We start from the raw sequence: 16,977 nt of genomic DNA on the forward strand, positions 1-16,977 counted from the left end.
TGGCACGCAGCCCTCACAATGAACTTTATTCATTTCATTGTGCCGTGGCTGCAAATGACCGAGTTAACCCTTTGCATTGAATCCCCCGAACTCAAAAGCAGGTTGCGTGCTGCAGCCTTGTTGATGCAGGCCAGTGTTCACGAACTGTCACTGATCGACCTGCTGGGCAAACGCAGTTTGCCCGCGCATTGGCTGCTGGTTGATCAGGGCCTGGAGCAGCTTGGGGATTTAATTGAGCACTTCAAAGCCCAGGGTAGAAAGCCTGAAACACAGATCATTCGTTTTATCGAGAAACCCTGGCAAGAGTACGTCTACCATGACATTCCCATTTTTGCCTCAATTGTGCACCCAGCCAATCCTTTGGCTGCAGTTCATGTACTTGAAAAGCTGATACGAACCAAACCGTTTCGTTCTGGTAAAAAGCCATTGCCCAACAGCAACCTGGGGCCCTACCGTGATGAGTTTGTCCGTTCCCAACCCATGCGCCATGCGGTATCCCAACTGCAGCGCTTAAAACAGCTACCCATCGACACCGTGTTGCTTGGGCCTACGGGTGCTGGCAAAGATACCGCTGCGCGTTGGCTGCACGCGCACTCTGGCGTGAAAGGCGAGTTTGTGCATGTCAATTGCGCTGCCTTGCCAGAGCAGCTTTTTGAAGCCGAGGTGTTTGGCGTGATGGCAGGTGCTTTCACCGGGGCGCAAAAAGACAGGCCAGGAAAATTGGAGCTTGCGCACAATGGCACCCTGTACCTGGATGAAATAGACAGCCTGCCTTTGTCATGTCAAGCCAAGTTACTGAATGCCCTGCAATATCGCGGCGCAATCCGGCTGGGTGGGCATGTGTTCTACAACTCGGTTTTTCGGGTCATCGCTTCGACAAAAACCAAACTTGAAACCTTGGTGGAACAGAACAGATTTCGGGAAGACCTTCACTTCAGGCTCAGTGTGTCGCAGGTTCGAATTCCTGCCTTGGCAGAGCGACTCGAGGACATCATTCCCCTGTACTGTCATTTCTTGAACGATGTGGCCGCGCAGTTCAAGCTGGAAGTTCCCAAGCTGGACCTTGAAGATACGGACGAGTTGTTGAGCCGACCATGGCCTGGCAATGTGCGCGAGTTACACGCATTTGCACAACGGCATGTGATGGGGCTGGGCGAACCTTGCACGGTGCCTGGCAGCGAAGCACCTGCCGGTTTGAAGCAGCGTTTGCTGGCTTTCGAAAAAGCCGTTCTGATTCAAACATTGCATGCACACCGCGGGTGCGCACGCCTGGCCAGTGAAAGCCTTGGTATTCCCTTGCATTCCCTTTACTACCGCATGAAACGTTTCGATTTGCTCGAAAAAACCGGGAACCATTCCGATGACAAAGCCACTCAATGTTCATGAAACGACGTTTATCGGCCTCGTGCCTGTAATTATCACCAATGATCAAACCAAACACTTCGCCAATACAGTCTGCGTCTTCACAAGCAAGCAGTGCAGCCAACCCAACTGGTTCTGCTGCGCGCACCACCTTCAAAGCCATTCTCTCTGAACTCAAAGCTCGCCCGATGAAACCTCTTTCTCTGCAGCGCTTCCCGGGCCTTTCTACACCCCGTACGCTCGCACAACAAGTTCACAGCGACACCGCTGGTGTTGTCTAGGCATTCACAAATCCCATGTTGCAAAGCCCTCCCGGAAACTGGTTTTTGATTAACGAGCAACTTGTTGAAGGTTTGGGGCAGGCTGAATTGTTGCAGTCGTGGTCGTGTCCCTCCGAGTTTCAGGCCACCCTGGTGTTAAACAGTTATGAAAGTAACTGCTTGCGAGATTGGCTGTCGCAGCGTTGGCTTGCTAAGTCTCTGGAGCAAACCTGTATTTTTGAGCTTGAATATTCCAAGCTGCATGTTTCAAGGTTGATGTTGGCCAACAATGTGCTGGATGCAAAAGAGAAATTCGAGTTATGGCTTCAAGCTGTTTTATCCGACCGGGCCAAGGCTGCACAAAGCCGAGGCTGATCGCCCTAGGTTGAGCCTTTGTGCTGAAAGTAGGTTTGTTTGTAGGCAAACGCCACATGAACAAAGCCTTGAAATTGCGACATGATTATGTCTTTGCTTTCACTCACAATTTCAACACACAGGCGCAAGCAGTTGTCGTGGTTTGAAATTGCGGTTGACACACCTTCGGGCATGTCGTTTTTCAATTCACCAAACAGGGCCAAGGCCAGTTTAATTTGGTTTTCCTGAACCTGTAACGATTTCCCCAAGCTGAAAATTCTTGCGCTTACCCTGCAATCTGCGCCGCCAAGGTGTTGCAGCTCAATCGTGAAGTTCTTTTCAAAATCAATTCGATAGCCATCTTCACCAGCACATTGCTCGGTGTCGCTGAGAGTCATTCCCAGTGATTCCAGAATTTTGTTGAGTGCCCCATATCGGGTTGCCAAATTTGCGTTCATCAGTCCATATACAGGTCGTAGATTGATTTCAATTGGGCGCGCGACCTTGAAATTCGCGAACGCACCGTGCCAATTGGAATACCCAGAATGTCAGCCGCTTCCTGGTAAGAATTGCCATGCTGAACCACCAAAACCAGGGTTTCACGCAGATCGTTGGGCAGATTACCAATCGCCGATTCCAGTTTGATGCTGAATTCGTTTTTCATGCAATGCTGCATGGGGTCAGACCCCTCCGCTTGTTCCAGTTCAAGGTCTTCATCCGAAGTGAAATGAAATTTGTACTGTGGAGAGCGGCGCGCGGTGTTCCGAATAATGTTCAGTGCAATGCCAAACAGCCAGGTCGCTCTCTTTGCATCACCTCGAAAGCTGTCCCAGCAGCAGTAAGCCTCAATCAAGGTTTGCTGGAATACATCCTCGACCGCGTTTTCATCACGAAAATGTTTGATGATGAAGTTGCGCAACCGCTTTTCCTGCTTGGCAACCAACAATTCAAACTCCGAGCGAGTTGTTTCCAGATTCGCCCTTGAGCACCTTTGAATCGCGGTGATCTTTAACTTGGGGGCAATCGGTTTCATGTCGAGCCTCTCTACTTGAAACGGAAGTGGAATCATGGTCGGCCTTGGCGAGTTGTTTAAATAACGCCACAGCGTATCAAGGCTGCAAAAAGTCCGAACGAGGTGTCACCATGGATAGGGGGTGGGGTGACATGCTGCTTTATTAGCCTTGAAAGTTGTGCTAACCACGCGGAACAAATTTCCTATCTTGGTCATGAGTGCTGGCACAGCCGCAGATGGTTCCAGTCCTGCCCGAAATGAATCCAAATTATTGGTATCATCAAGCGGTCATTGAACTATCAGGTTGTCATGAGCCAGTACCAAGAATCGTCCATCCGTGTCCTTAAAGGGCTAGAGCCAGTCAAGCAGCGCCCCGGCATGTACACCCGCACCGATTGCCCCTTGCATATTATTCAAGAGGTGATCGACAACGCAGCCGACGAGGCCTTGGGGGGGTTCGGTACGCGCATCACGGTGACCATTCACACCGATGGCAGTGTCTCGGTGCAGGATGAAGGGCGGGGCATTCCGATTGGTCTTCACCCCGAAGAAAAGGTGCCGGTTATTGAGCTGGTGTTTACCCGCCTGCATGCCGGCGGCAAATTCAACAAGGCCGATGGTGGCGCTTATCGCTTCTCTGGCGGCCTGCACGGTGTGGGTGTGTCAGTAACCAACGCCCTTTCAACCCGGCTTGAGGTGAGTGCGGTACGCGACAAGCAGGTGGGCACACTGGTGTTCAGCGGTGGCGATGTAATCGAACCCCTGAAAGTACGCCCGCAAACTAGCAGCGATCCGAAAAAGGGCACCACCGTGCGTGTGTGGCCCGACCCCCAGTACTTTGATTCCGCTGTATTGCCCTTGAACGAAATGGACCGCCTGTTGCGCAGCAAGGCTGTGTTGTTGAAAGGTGTCGAGGTGGTGTTGGTTTCTGAGAAAACCGGTGAAGCCAAGCGCTGGAAATTCGATGACGGACTACGTGGTTTTTTAAAGGAAGAGTTGCTCGACCGTGAACTGGTGGCTCCCATGTTCAGCGGCGACCTGAGCGTTGATGTACTTCGCGATGAAGGTTTTGCAGAAGGCGAGGGTGCAGCTTGGGCCCTGGCTTTTGTGGCGGAGGGTGCACCCGTGCGTGAAAGCTATGTGAACCTGATTCCGACTTCTGCTGGTGGTACACATGAATCGGGTTTGCGCGAAGCAGTGTTTCAGGCCATCAAGGCATTTTGTGAAATGCATTCGCTGATGCCCAAGGGCATCAAGTTGATGCCTGATGACATCTTTTCCAAGGCGAATTTCGTGTTGTCAGCCAAAGTACTCGACCCGCAGTTTCAGGGACAAATCAAGGAGCGCCTGAACAGCCGCGATGCAGTGCGTTTGGTGTCTTCATTGGTAAAGCCTGCATTTGAATTGTGGCTGAACCAGCATGTGGAAGACGGTAAAAAGATTGCTGAGCTGGCCATCAAACAGGCTCAGGCACGTTCCCGTGCAGCACAGAAAGTCGAGAAACGGAAAAGCTCATCGGTTGCTATTTTGCCGGGCAAATTGACCGATTGCGAAAGCACTGACATCACCCTCAACGAAGTGTTTCTGGTCGAGGGCGATTCTGCGGGTGGGTCGGCCAAGATGGGCCGTGACAAAGAATTTCAGGCTGTGTTGCCATTGCGCGGAAAGGTGCTTAATGCCTGGGAAACTGACAAAGACCGCCTGTTTGCCAATCAGGAAATTCACGACATTGCCGTGGCCATTGGTGTAGACCCGCACGGCGTGAATGACAATCCCGATTTAAGCGGTTTGCGTTACGGCAAAATCTGCATTCTTTCTGATGCGGACGTGGATGGCTCGCACATTCAAGTGTTGTTGTTGACCTTGTTCTACAAGCATTTCCCTGCGCTGATTCGCAGCCAGAATTTGTATGTCGCCCGCCCGCCGTTGTTCCGTGTGGATGTGCCTGCACAGGGTAAAAAGCCCGCGCGCAAACTGTATTGTCTGGACGAAGCCGAGTTATACGCGGTGCAGGACAAACTGGGCAAGGAAGGTGTGAAGGAAGCGAACATCAAGATTTCCCGCTTCAAAGGCTTGGGTGAAATGAATGCCGAGCAGTTGTGGGAAACCACCCTGAACCCGGATACACGTCGCTTGTTGCCGGTCACGCTGGGTAGCATGGATGTGAATGAAACCAACGCCATGATGCACATGCTGATGGGCCGCACGGAAAGCGGTGCGCGCCGCACCTGGCTGGAAGACAAGGGCAATTTGGTGGAAGTGGATATTTAATCGCTCGAGCCAGTAATCAGCACTTTATATTTACTTGAAATCACGTGAAGGCGTTTGAAGGTCAGAAAGCAGGTGGGTGTAATCCACCAGCCTGCGCGCCACCAAATTGCACACCTCACCTTCGCGCTGCCAAATACCAAACACTCCCATGATTTGCGCATTGCGCAACACCTGTCGCTGTTCCTCGGCCAGGCTGTTCCACACAATCACATTCACGTTTCCAGTTTCATCTTCAAGATTCAAGAACACTGTGCCATGCGCTGTCGCCGGGCGCTGTCGGTGGGTCACAATGCCGCAGGCGCGGGCCAGCCTGCCGTTGGGGTAAGTGCGCAATTCTTCAACCTGCCTTATTTTGTACGGTGCCAGTTGCTTGCGCAAAAATGAAATAGGGTGGTGTTCCAGGCTTGAACCTGTGGCGCGGTAATCGGCCAGCATGTCTTCCAGTTCACCGGCTTTGGGCAATTCAAGCGGTGTTTCATTGCTGCGGGTGTTGGTCAGCAGGTCTGTGTGGTTTGCGCCGTGCCGAACGCCCCTTGTTTCAGTTGCTGCGGTTTGCCACACGGCCTGGCGGCGGTGCCCTGCCAGTTGCTCAAGCGCATTTGCATCGGCCAGTGCAAGCAGGTCGCCGCGGTCAAGCCGGGCGCGCTTGGTCAAGTCTTCTACACTTTCAAACAGCCCTTGTTCGCGGGTTTGAACAATGCGCACAGCAGCGTCATGTTTCAAGCCATTGACCCGGTTTAAACCCAGACGAACGGGCCACGCCTTACCTGTGCAGCTTTCCAGTCGGGTTTCAAGGGCACTGCACTGCACATCCACGGGCCGTACTGTCACGCCATGTCGTTGTGCATCTTGAATCAGCTGTGACGGCGCATAGAAACCCATGGGCTGCGCGTTGAGCAAGCCACATAAAAATGCATCCGGGTGGTGGCATTTCAGCCAGGACGATGCATACACCAACAAGGCGAAACTGGCGGCATGGCTTTCCGGAAAACCATATTCGCCAAAGCCTTCCATTTGTTTGAAAATACTTTCTGCAAACTCACGGGTGTAACCACGCTCCAACATGCCGTTCACCACGCGCTCGTAAAAATGGTGCAGGCCGCCTTTGCGTTTCCAGGCGGCCATTCCGCGACGCAATGCATCGGCCTCGCCCGGTGTAAAGCCAGCAGCCAGAATTGCAACCTGCATCACCTGTTCCTGAAAAATAGGAACACCTTGGGTGCGGCCCAGTGCCTCTTTCAAGGCCTCCGAAGGATAGTTCACTGCTTCCAGGCCCTGCCTGCGTTTTAAAAACGGGTGCACCATGCCGCCTTGAATGGGGCCAGGCCGCACAATGGCTACCTGAATCACCAGGTCGTAGTACTCACGGGGTTGCAGACGGGGAAGCATGCCCATTTGCGCACGGCTTTCAATTTGAAACACACCCACGGTGTCGGCCTTGCACATCATGTCGTATGCCGTGCTGTCTTCGGGTGGTATGGCTTGCAGGGTTCTGGGGGCACCGGGTTTTTTGTGCAATTCGTCCAGCGTCATTCGAATGGCGCTCAACATGCCAAGCGCCAGTACGTCTACCTTCATCAAGCCCATGGCGTCCAGGTCGTCTTTGTCCCACTGAATGACGCTGCGCTCTGGCATCGAAGCATTTTCCACTGGCACCAGTTCAGTCAGGCTGTCGCGCGCAATCACAAACCCGCCTGTGTGTTGCGACAAGTGCCGTGGAAACCCCAGCAGTTCCTCGGCCAAATGCACGCAATGCTGCACAGTGCTTTGGCGAACATCAATGCCTGCCTGCACCATGTGGTCCACGCTCATGCTACGGCTGTAACCGCCATCTTGCGACTTGGCCAAATCTTCAATCAAATCTGTACCCAACCCCAAGGCTTTTCCCACATCCCGCAATGCTGAGCGGGGCCTGTAAACCACCACGCTGGCGGCCAGTGCGGCCCGGTCGCGACCATACTTCTTGTAAATGTATTGAATCACTTCTTCGCGGCGCGTGTGTTCAAAGTCCACGTCAATGTCGGGTGGCTCGTTGCGTTCCCGGCTGATAAAACGCTCGAACAGCACGGCCATTTTGTCGGGGTTGACTTCGGTAATGTGCAGGCAATAACACACCACGGAATTGGCAGCAGACCCACGGCCCTGGCACAAAATATTGCGGGAACGCGCAAAACGGACAATGTCGTAAACCGTTAAAAAGTAGGCCTCAAATTTCAGTTCCTCAATCAGCTGTAATTCATGTTCAATGTGTTTCCTGACTTTGGCGGGCACTTTGCCGCTGTAGCGTTGGGCTGCGCCTTCTTCTACAAGTTGGCGCAAGTATTGTGTGGGTTCCAGGCCTTCAGGACTAATTTCACGCGGGTATTGGTAGCGCAATTCATCCAGCGAAAAAACACACTGTGCCGCCAGTGTTGCAGTTTGCTTAAGTAAGTTGTGCGGGTAAGTTTTGGCAAGCACTTGCAAGGGCTGCAAGCAACGTTGCGCATTTGTTTCCAGAAATGGTTTTGCGTCGTTTAGCTTGCAGTTCAGTCGAATGGCAGTTAGCACATCATGCAAGTTCTTGCGTTCGCCAGAATGCATCACGGGCAAGTTGCTGGCCATGAGTTCAACCCGGTGCAGGTGGGCCAGGGCTTGTAAGTGCAGCAGCCAGGCCTTGTCGAACCCACGGTGCTGCAAATTACACACCAAGTGCATGCGGCCAGCAAAACGCTTGGCACACCAGCTTAAGAGGGCCGGAAAATTGTCTTTGTTGCGTTCGTCGGGCACCAGCAGCAATTGAAGTCCGGGTGGAATATCAGCAAGGTCGTCACGGGTGAAGAGGTAGTCGCCTTTGGCTGCACGGCCACGGGCCTGGGTAATCAGCCTGCACAAGTGGGTGTAGCCGGTTTTGTTTTTCACTATCAAGGCAATGCGCTGGCCGGTAAATGCACTGTTGTTTGCGAACACAAACTGGGCGCCTACCAACAGTTGAATACCACATTCCTTGGCGGCCTGATGTGCACGAACAATGCCCGCCAGCGAACATTCATCCGTGATGCCAATGGCGCTGTAACCCAGCAATTTGGCCTGCTGCACCAGCTCTTCCGGGTGTGACGCACCTTTTAAAAAACTGAAGTTACTCAACGCCAGTGCTTCAGCAAAAGGTGGTGCGGTGTGCAATGGCGCATTCATGTTCAGAGTGCCTTATGCAAAGTAACCATGTAAAAACCAGCGTGCATCTTCTTCAAGCAGGTCTTGATACAGCCACACCAAACTGGAATTGCTGTCGCGTGCGCAGTAGTAATCGCGCTTGCAAGGTTTGGCATCCCACCAGCCAAACTCAACACGTTCAGGGCCGCTAAGCAATTGCCATGGGCCACCCACTTGCCACTGTGGGGCTTTTCCTTGAAGTGGCTTGGGCGTTGGCAACAGCCACAATGGGCGCGGGCTGCTGGCCGCCAATGTTGCATTGTTCAATTCAGGGGCATGTTGGTTTTCAATTTTCTTAAAGGCAGTGTTCGCAGGTTTTTGCAGCGGGGTGTGTTGCAACACAATGCTGCATTCGGGCCTTGGGTCACTTTCTGTGGCTGCAAATAATACGGTTTGTTCGCCCAAGCGCGCGCGAAGAACATCGCAGGTGTTATTCCAGTTACGAGTGCCTTCTGCCGGATCGGGTAAAAAACTGCGATTCACGTTGGGCAGCAATTCACTGTGCATGCATTGCACTCGAAGGTTGCGTATGTCGTCGTCAAATTGCATCCGCCCCAGTTGGTGGTGCAGCAGGCGCTTCCATGTGTCGATGCAATCGGTGGCTTGCGCACTTCTCAGGCGTAAAACCTCTTCACCGTGCGCGTGAACAAAGGCCCAGTGCAATTCACGCGTGCCATGTTTTTGCTGCTTTAGCCAGTTGCACACTGCTTCAAGCAGTGCTTGTGCATGGTGCTCAATCAGATCAAGCCTGTCGCTGTGAAAAGGCAATTCCTTTTCTTGCTCGAATGTATCCGCAGGTTCGTGGGGTGCCGTTGCTATGGCGAGTTTGTTTTGAAGCCCAAAACCAGAATCCAGTTCAGCCAAAGCTTGTGCGCCAAACCGTTTTAAAAATCCATCGCGTGGCAAACGCCACAAATCACCAATGCGGCCAAAACCGCATTGTCGCCAGGTGGTTTGCAGCTTCACATCGCAATCAAGCACTGAAATTGGCAGGGCCAGCAAACTGTTTTCATTGAAATTCAGCATGGCCAGAAAATCGTCTAGATTGCGTGCGGGGGCGCACTTGCCAAGCCACCATGCGCCGGTTGCAGTGTGGTGGTTGGCCAGTTGCAATTCGCCAGAAAATTCCTCGGTACTTTCCCAGAATTGCGAAAGCAAAGCCTGTGCGCCACCAAACAACCTGAAGCTGCTCTGCACTTCAACCAGCCAACCCACATATTCATGATGCTGGTCTTGTCGCCAGCACACCACCGGGCTGTAATGTGCTGCCAATTCAAACAAGGAATTGGCATCAAATTGTGATTTGACTTCGCGTGGGTTGCGGGATTGTTTGTAACTCAGGGCGATCCAGCGCACGAACAAGCTCCTGTGAGTGCGGGGTGTCGGGTAAAGCACCTTGCGGTTTTGGTAAATTGATCAGTATTGCCTGTTCAAGCACAGGCCCCCTGCGTTTGATCAAATGCACTCGCAAGCTATTGCTGCTTTGGGCCGTCAGGCACAAGCGCAGTGAAGCCGGGGAGGGTTGCATTTGTGCCCGAATGGGGCGAAATACAAAACTTAAACCCTGTGAACGAGTGGCCTGGTACTGCAAGCGACGCAACACAGTTGGGTTGCACAGTGTTTTTTCTTCAGGCAGCCACATGAAAAGTGCACCGAAGGAATCGCTTTGCAGCACCTGTTCGATCGCCCAAAGGCGATCTTGGGGTTTGTCGGTTTGAACCAAGTGCATTTGATCCAAGGCCACACCGAACTGCTCAAACGCCGGCGTGAGTGGTAGCAGCGGTGCGCCAATGAGCACCAGTTTTTTTTTTCTCCAGCGACAGTTTGCGCAACACCGGCATTAGAAAGCGAAGCTCGCCAATGCCATGGTGTTTTAACAGCAGTTCAATCAGGTTGCGGGTAGGCCAGCCACCCCCGGGCAATTGTTGATCCAGGGCAGCAAAGCCGCTGGGTATACGCGCACTGGTGTCGTTGGCAAGCTGGTGGGCACGCCACACGCCGGGGTGAATGCTGGCAAGATCAGACGACACAACAACCCCCGACATTGCTTTTTAGTGCAATAACTGCTTTTTAATGCAACTGGCCTTGGCGAATCAAACCAACAGCCAAACCTTCAATTGCGAATGTTTCGGTTCGCAAGTCGACTTCAATGGGAGCGAAATCGCTGTTCTCGGCTTGCAGTTCAACCACATGGCCTTTCTGGAAAAAACGTTTCACGGTGACATCGTCGTTCACGCGTGCAACCACCACCTGGCCCGCTCTGGCGGTACTGGCTTTTTTTACGGCCAGCAAATCGCCATCCATAATGCCGATGTCTTTCATCGACATGCCGCGTACTTTCAGCAAGTAATCGGGCTTGTCTGGAAACAGTGAGGGATCAACAGGAATTTGTTTTTCCACATGTTCTTGGGCAAGAATCGGGCTGCCTGCGGCAACACGACCAATAAGTGGCAATTGCATGAATTGCTCCATTGCACGTTCGGCGGCCTTGCTGGCAGTTTCTTCCAAACCTTCGGCGTATTCACCCAGCAAGCGAATGCCCCGTGACGTACTGGCATCCAGTGCAATGACATTTTTTTTGGCCAGAGCCTGCAAGTGATCTTCTGCTGCATTGGCTGAGCGAAATCCCAGTTGCCGTGCAATTTCGGCGCGAGTGGGTGGCCTGCCAAATTGGGTAATTTGGTCTCGGATTAAATCAAGAATTTCTTGTTGACGAGCAGTTAAACCTTTCATGGCACCAATCTCGAATGGACATGCTGTGATTATATACAGTAAATCAAAACTTGCAAACACATTTGCCTGAATCCAATTGCTGCATGTGACAGGTAATACATTCATCTTCGGGAGAGACAGTCTGGGAGACACGGCCAGAAGCGGAGCGACAAAGTCGCATCCGCGGCCAACCTCAAAAACACCAGTCACTCGCATACCTTGTATTGGGTATTTTTTCCCGACTTCACACCACCCTGTCCCTGAATCACCTGCCAGATCCTGCGATAATAAACCCGTAGTAACAACCAGGTGATTCATGTCCATGCTTGTAGTTCTTTCTCCCGCAAAATCGCTCGATTACGAAACACCCTTGTCCGTTTCAGCCAGTACACAGCCGCAGTTTGTTGAGCAGGCCGCAGCGCTGGTGAATATTCTTCGCCCCATGAGCCCGGCCGATATTTCCGAACTCATGTCGGTCTCTGACAAGTTGGGTGTGCTTAACGCAACGCGTTACAGCGAATGGTCAACCAAGTTCACCAAAAAGAATTCGCGCCCTGCGTTGCTGGCATTCAATGGCGATGTGTACGATGGTTTTGATGCAAAAACCCTGGACGAAGACGGTTTGGCTTTTGCACAAAAGCATGTGCGTATTCTGTCGGGCCTGTATGGCATTTTGCGTCCACTCGATTTGATGCAACCCTATCGCCTTGAAATGGGCACCAAGCTGCCCAACCCTGCCGGCAAAGATCTATACGCCTATTGGAAGCAGACCGTGGCGCCGGCCCTGAACAAGGAACTCGGAAAAAAAGACCCTGTGTTGGTCAATCTGGCTTCAGATGAGTATTTCAAGTCGGTTGATACCAAGGCCTTGAACGCACGCGTGGTTCAACCCGTGTTTCAGGATTACAAAAACGGCCAGTACAAAATTATCAGTTTCTTCGCCAAAAAAGCACGCGGTTTAATGGCCCGTTACATTGTTGACCAACGCATCACAGATGTAGAGCAACTGAAAAAGTTCAAGGTGGCAGGCTACGCATTTGCGCCCAAAGAATCCACCGAGAACACTTGGGTGTTTCGCCGCAAGGAAGCTTGATCTTGACCATTCCGCACATTCTGATCAGCAACGACGATGGTTACAGTGCCCCCGGCATTTTGGCCTTGCATGGCGCTTTGCTTGAACGATTTGGCAACACGGTTCACCTGGAGGTGATGGCACCCGAGCAAGACCGCTCGGGCGTGTCCAATGCCCTCACACTTGACCGGCCGCTTACAGTACGCAAAGCCGCCAACGGATTTCGTTATGTGAATGGCACCCCCACCGATTGCGTGCATGTGGCGGTGACTGGTTTGCTGGAACGTCGTCCGGATCTCGTGGTGTCTGGCATCAACAACGGCGCCAACATGGGCGACGACACCATTTATTCAGGCACTGTGGCAGCCGCCATGGAAGGCTTTCAGTGTGGTTTGCCCGCGATCGCTTTTTCGCTGGCTGGCAAAGGTTATGCGCACCTGGACAGCGCAGCCCGCGTGGCGGCTGAAATTGTTGAGCGCTTCCTGAACAACAAACTTGGTTTGGAACATTGCCTGCTGAATGTGAACATTCCCCCGATTCCTTACGATGACATGCAAGGTTACGAATGCACCCGTTTGGGCAAGCGCCACCATGCCGAACCCGTGATTCCCACCCAGAATCCCAAAGATGAAACCGTTTACTGGATTGGCCCACCCGGCGGTGCCAAAGATGCTGGCCCAGGCACCGATTTTTATGCGGTCAAGCAGGGTAAAATTTCGATCAGTCCTTTGAAAGCTGATTTAACGCACACCGAACAAATGAAGACCCTGGCCGATTGGCTGTAAAACAACAACATGGATCAAAAGCCCCGCTTCAAGCCAGCACCTGCGCTGATTACCCAGTCTGCGCGCAAACTGGACCGCATTCCGGAACGCATTGGCGGCTCTAGCCTCACGTCCGAGCGTGCGCGTGGGCATTTGGTTCAAAAACTGAAAACTCTGGGCATTGTGAATCAGCGTGTGCTCAATGTAATTGGTGCTGTGCCGAGGCATTTGTTTGTGGACGAAGCATTTGCATCGCGAGCCTACGAAGACGCAGCCTTGCCAATTGGCCATCAGCAAACCATTTCACGGCCTTTCACCGTGGCCCGTTTTGCTGAATACGCGCTGGATGGCCGTGCAGAGCTGGACAATGTGCTGGAAGTCGGCGCGGGTTGTGGTTACCAGGCTGCGGTGTTTGCCAACATCGCAAAGCGGGTGGTCAGCATAGAACGCATTGAGGCGTTATACGACAAGGCCCTGCGCAACTTAAAACTTGCCGGCTTTCAGAAAGTCAAAGTAATTCATGGCGATGGTTTGGTGGGGTTGCCCGCACAAGCACCGTTTGATGTCATCATTGTGGCCGCTGCGGGTTTGGAAATACCGCAAGCCTTGCTCAAGCAGTTAAAAATTGGCGGGCGCCTTATAGTGCCCGTGGCTGACCAGAATCAGCAAAATCTGGTCATTGTCGATCGTTTGGCGGTCGACAAATGGCACCGAGAGAAAAAAGACTTGGTAAAATTCGTACCCCTGTTACAAGGAACTCGCATCGTATGAAACGTGGCGCATTAACCATAACCCCATTGCTGGGTTACACACGTGCATTGGCAGTTGGGTTTGCAACACTGACCTTCCTGGCCGCCTGTACAACAACGGGTAACCAGGCCCCGGTGGTCGATCGTTTGCCCTCCCGTTCTACTGACACCGCAGTGGCCACCGACGGTGTTTACACCGTCAAAGCTGGCGATACCCTGTACAGCATTGCGCTTGATTTTGGTCTGGATTGGCGTGAGTTGGCGCGGTCCAACAATTTGAGTGATCCCAGCAAGCTAAGCATTGGTCAAAAGCTGCGTGTGACGGGTGCGCCTGGTGCTGTCGCGGCTGGTGCATCTGGGGCAAGCACTGTTGAAGACACTGGCGTTGAAGTAACCCCGATTACTCCTGCTGGCGGTGCAAAACCGGTCGAGGCCACACCAGCACCGGAAATCAAGCCGCCGGCTCCCGTTGCTGTTACTTTGGGTTTTATTTGGCCGCATCCAGGTGAAATTATTCAAGGGTACAAAGCGGGTGTGAACAAGGGTATTGACCTTGCTGCCAAAGTGGGTGACCCCGTAATTGCCTCTCAGGCGGGGCGTGTCGTGTATTCAGGCAACGCGCTGCGCGGTTATGGCAACTTGATTATCCTGAAACACGACAACAACTTGTTGACCGCCTATGCCCACAACAAAACCTTGTTGGTGAAAGAAGGTGAGCCTGTCACCAAGGGCCAGAAAATTGCGGAAGCAGGGCAGTCCGATTCTGATCGCCCCAAACTGCACTTCGAAGTGCGCAAGCAAGGCAAACCTGTTGACCCGATGGATTACCTCCCGGCCCGTTAATTTTTATTGAATGTAGCCATGGGCCGCAAAAAGAAAAAAGATCGAACACCCGTGGTGTTTCCACAGGTGCAAGTTGCCATTGAATCAATCGACCTGGATGCCAATGGCATTGGCCATGTGGATGGCAAAGTGCACTTCATCGATGGTGCAATCACCGGCGAAACCGTTGTTGCCGAAATTACGCGAGTAAAGCCAAGCTATTCAAAAGGCAGAACACTGCAGGTGCTGAATACGGTTTCCACTCGCACCACGCCCAAGTGCCCGCATTATGGGGTGTGTGGCGGGTGCGCCATGCAGCACATTGAGCCCAATGCCCAGGTGGCCATTAAAAACCGCGCGCTTGAAGACCTGTTGCAGCGAATTGGTCGCCAAACTCCCGAGCAGATGATGCCCCCCATTTATGGTTCATTTTGGGGTTATCGACACCGTGCGCGTTTAAGTACCCGCTTTGTGATCAAGAAAGAGCGGTTCTTTGTCGGGTTTCACGAGAAAGCATCTTCTTACGTGGCGGACATGCAGGAATGCCATGTGTTGCCCAAGCATGTGTCCAACATGATTGTGCCCCTGGGCAATATGCTGGTCACGCTGAGCATTTTCATGCGTATTCCCCAAATTGAACTGGCCGTGGGCGATGGTGTTACCGCAATGGTGTTACGCCACCTGGAACCCTTGAGTGAGTCAGACCTCGATACGATTCGATCCTTTGGCCGAAAGTGGGGCGTTGACTGGTGGCTGCAACCAGGTGGCCCAGCCACTGCACATCGTCTTGAAGCTGACAAGCCAGTGGACCTCATTTATCGCATTCCCAGTTTTGGTATTCGAATGCGATTCAGGCCGACTGATTTCACGCAGGTGAACCACATGATCAACGACGCCATGATTAGCCGTGCGGTGTCATTGCTCGATTTAAAGCCCGAAGACCGCGTGCTTGATCTGTTCTGCGGCTTGGGTAATTTCTCCTTGCCTTTGGCCACGAAAAGCAGTTACGTGAAGGGTTTTGAAGGTTCGCAAGACCTGGTTGACCGAGCCGGCGAGAATGCTAAATTCAACGGCCTGGCCGATAAAACCGAATTTCATGTGCGCAATCTGTTCGAAGTGGAAACACCTGAATGGGAAAGTTGGGGGCAATACGACAAAGTCTTGGTCGATCCTCCGCGCGACGGGGCCTTGGAAATTTGTAAGGCAATTGTAGGTGCGCGTGCAGAGTTTCAGCCCAAGCGCATTGTTTATGTCAGCTGCAACCCGGGCACCTTGGCTCGGGATACGGCGGTACTTTGCAATGTCGGCTCGTACAAGTTGATGAAAGCAGGGGTGGTGAACATGTTCCCCCATACATCGCATGTTGAGTCGATTGCAGTGTTTGAGCGAGTGGAGTACAGCGACTATTCCTGACTCTGGCGAACAGAATTCAGCTGCGCAAATAACAAACGGGGCCGTTGCGGCCCCGTTTTCGTTGGTGCTTTTGCCTCACCAACTCGGCGGTCAGTATAGATACCGACCCACTGAGACTTCATATTGCGCTTCTGCAATTCACTTTGCAACAACTTTCGATGTTGCAAAGTGTCAAAAAAGTGCTTTGAAATCAGTTACTTTCAGGTAACTTAATCCCAGCAGGCGCTTGTTTACTCGCGGCTGCCACCTGTAAATACCATGAGCAGTTGCAGCAAGTTCACGAACAGATTGTACAAACTCAGGTAAATGCTCAATGCGGCGGAAATGTAGTTTGTTTCACCGCCGCGCATGACACGTTGCAGATCGTACAAAATGAACAGCGAGAACAAGCCCACGCAAATGGTGGAAATGGTCAGCGACAGGGCCGGCATTTGCAGGAAGATGTTGGCCACAGAGGCCACAATCACCATAACCAAGCCAATCAGCAGGCCCTTGCCCATGTTGGTGAAATCACGCTTGGTCACCGCAGCATAGCTGGCCAAACCAAAGAAAATACCGGCTGTGCCCAGCGCGGCCATCATGATGATGGAGCCGCCATTGGACAGGCTAAGCGCGATCGACAAAATGCCGGAGAGCATCAAACCCATGAAGAAGGTAAAGCCCAACATGAGCACAACACCAAAGGAATTATTTCGGTTGCGTTGAATGCCCCAGATGAAGCCGAACATGGCGGCCAGCATTACGACAAACGAGAGGATTGGGCTGCCAGCGAACAAACGGAAGAAGCCGAATTGAATGCCCGCAAACGCACCCAGGGCCGTCGGAACCATCGACAGGGCCAACAAGAAGTATGTGTTTCGCAGAACCCGGTTGGTTTCTACGGTAGATACACCACCGGCTGTGCGGCCAAATTGTGCAGTTCTGAATTCAGACATGTTTACTCGCTCCTTTGTAAAACGCGAATTTGTATAGATTTAGAGTAATGGTAATGGCGAAA

Annotated in this window: 16 protein-coding genes; 8 read left to right on the forward strand and 8 right to left on the reverse strand. The window is 52.5% G+C overall.

Annotated features, from left to right (window positions below; translation table 11 throughout):
• The first annotated feature begins 18 nt into the window (after window positions 1-18).
• Both BSZ31_RS11840 and BSZ31_RS11850 read left to right on the forward strand, forming a co-directional pair.
• Window positions 19-1,386, forward strand: a complete 1,368-nt coding sequence (locus tag BSZ31_RS11840) for a sigma 54-interacting transcriptional regulator (protein WP_105028924.1) — start codon at window positions 19-21, stop codon at window positions 1,384-1,386.
• Between the two features lie 302 nt (window positions 1,387-1,688).
• Window positions 1,689-1,997 (forward strand): hypothetical protein, encoded by a 309-nt coding sequence (locus BSZ31_RS11850; RefSeq protein WP_146106678.1) that lies wholly within the window; start codon window positions 1,689-1,691, stop codon window positions 1,995-1,997.
• 5 nt (window positions 1,998-2,002) lie between these two features.
• On the opposite strand, the gene BSZ31_RS11855 is transcribed toward BSZ31_RS11850, so the two are convergent.
• Both BSZ31_RS11855 and BSZ31_RS11860 read right to left on the reverse strand, forming a co-directional pair.
• Complete coding sequence (locus BSZ31_RS11855; RefSeq protein ID WP_105028927.1) at window positions 2,003-2,434, reverse strand: hypothetical protein; 432 nt, start codon at window positions 2,432-2,434, stop codon at window positions 2,003-2,005.
• Window positions 2,434-3,009: an RNA polymerase sigma factor gene (locus BSZ31_RS11860; RefSeq protein WP_168426957.1), complete on the reverse strand. Its 576-nt coding sequence runs from the start codon at window positions 3,007-3,009 to the stop codon at window positions 2,434-2,436. Before BSZ31_RS11860 ends, BSZ31_RS11855 begins: the two co-directional genes overlap by 1 nt.
• A gap of 288 nt (window positions 3,010-3,297) precedes the next feature.
• On the opposite strand from BSZ31_RS11860, the gene BSZ31_RS11865 reads away from it, so the two are divergent.
• Window positions 3,298-5,259 (forward strand): DNA topoisomerase IV subunit B, encoded by a 1,962-nt coding sequence (locus BSZ31_RS11865; RefSeq protein ID WP_105028929.1) that lies wholly within the window; start codon window positions 3,298-3,300, stop codon window positions 5,257-5,259.
• 30 nt (window positions 5,260-5,289) lie between these two features.
• Here the strand turns inward: BSZ31_RS11865 and BSZ31_RS11870 are convergent, their stop codons facing one another.
• The 5 genes from BSZ31_RS11870 to lexA are packed head-to-tail and all read right to left on the reverse strand — an operon-like array spanning window position 5,290 to window position 11,181.
• Window positions 5,290-8,430, reverse strand: coding sequence for an error-prone DNA polymerase (locus tag BSZ31_RS11870; protein WP_105028930.1), 3,141 nt, complete (start codon window positions 8,428-8,430; stop codon window positions 5,290-5,292).
• Between the two features lie 12 nt (window positions 8,431-8,442).
• Complete coding sequence (locus tag BSZ31_RS11875) at window positions 8,443-9,804, reverse strand: hypothetical protein (protein WP_146106679.1); 1,362 nt, start codon at window positions 9,802-9,804, stop codon at window positions 8,443-8,445.
• Window positions 9,740-10,246 (reverse strand): hypothetical protein, encoded by a 507-nt coding sequence (locus BSZ31_RS11880; protein WP_168426958.1) that lies wholly within the window; start codon window positions 10,244-10,246, stop codon window positions 9,740-9,742. Before BSZ31_RS11880 ends, BSZ31_RS11875 begins: the two co-directional genes overlap by 65 nt.
• Window positions 10,203-10,478, reverse strand: coding sequence for a hypothetical protein (locus tag BSZ31_RS11885; protein ID WP_146106680.1), 276 nt, complete (start codon window positions 10,476-10,478; stop codon window positions 10,203-10,205). The genes BSZ31_RS11880 and BSZ31_RS11885 overlap by 44 nt, the downstream gene beginning before the upstream one ends.
• Before the next feature lie 40 nt (window positions 10,479-10,518).
• On the reverse strand, window positions 10,519-11,181 hold the full coding sequence (gene lexA / locus BSZ31_RS11890; RefSeq protein WP_105029858.1) for a transcriptional repressor LexA: 663 nt from the start codon (window positions 11,179-11,181) through the stop codon (window positions 10,519-10,521).
• A gap of 301 nt (window positions 11,182-11,482) precedes the next feature.
• Between lexA and yaaA the strand changes: the two genes are divergently transcribed.
• Genes yaaA through rlmD form a run of 5 tightly spaced genes read left to right on the forward strand, consistent with a single transcriptional unit; the run spans window position 11,483 to window position 15,980 of the window.
• Complete coding sequence (gene yaaA / locus BSZ31_RS11895; protein WP_105028934.1) at window positions 11,483-12,253, forward strand: peroxide stress protein YaaA; 771 nt, start codon at window positions 11,483-11,485, stop codon at window positions 12,251-12,253.
• Window positions 12,254-12,255: 2 nt separating this feature from the next.
• Complete coding sequence (gene surE / locus BSZ31_RS11900) at window positions 12,256-13,017, forward strand: 5'/3'-nucleotidase SurE (RefSeq protein WP_105029859.1); 762 nt, start codon at window positions 12,256-12,258, stop codon at window positions 13,015-13,017.
• Window positions 13,018-13,026: 9 nt separating this feature from the next.
• Window positions 13,027-13,767 carry a protein-L-isoaspartate(D-aspartate) O-methyltransferase gene (locus BSZ31_RS11905; RefSeq protein WP_105028935.1) on the forward strand — a complete coding sequence of 247 codons (741 nt, stop codon included), beginning with the start codon at window positions 13,027-13,029 and terminating at the stop codon, window positions 13,765-13,767.
• The gene (locus BSZ31_RS11910) at window positions 13,764-14,588 is read left to right on the forward strand and encodes a peptidoglycan DD-metalloendopeptidase family protein (RefSeq protein ID WP_105028936.1); all 825 of its coding nucleotides are present in this window, start codon (window positions 13,764-13,766) and stop codon (window positions 14,586-14,588) included. Before BSZ31_RS11905 ends, BSZ31_RS11910 begins: the two co-directional genes overlap by 4 nt.
• An 18-nt stretch (window positions 14,589-14,606) precedes the next feature.
• A complete protein-coding gene (gene rlmD, locus BSZ31_RS11915) occupies window positions 14,607-15,980 on the forward strand; it encodes a 23S rRNA (uracil(1939)-C(5))-methyltransferase RlmD (protein ID WP_105028937.1) in 1,374 nt (457 codons plus the stop codon).
• A gap of 230 nt (window positions 15,981-16,210) precedes the next feature.
• Here rlmD and BSZ31_RS11920 read toward each other — a convergent pair whose 3' ends face one another.
• Window positions 16,211-16,915 (reverse strand): Bax inhibitor-1/YccA family protein, encoded by a 705-nt coding sequence (locus BSZ31_RS11920; RefSeq protein WP_105028938.1) that lies wholly within the window; start codon window positions 16,913-16,915, stop codon window positions 16,211-16,213.
• Window positions 16,916-16,977: the final 62 nt, after the last annotated feature.

This window comes from Limnobacter sp. SAORIC-690 (assembly GCF_002954425.1).
Taxonomy (GTDB): domain Bacteria; phylum Pseudomonadota; class Gammaproteobacteria; order Burkholderiales; family Burkholderiaceae_B; genus Limnobacter; species Limnobacter profundi.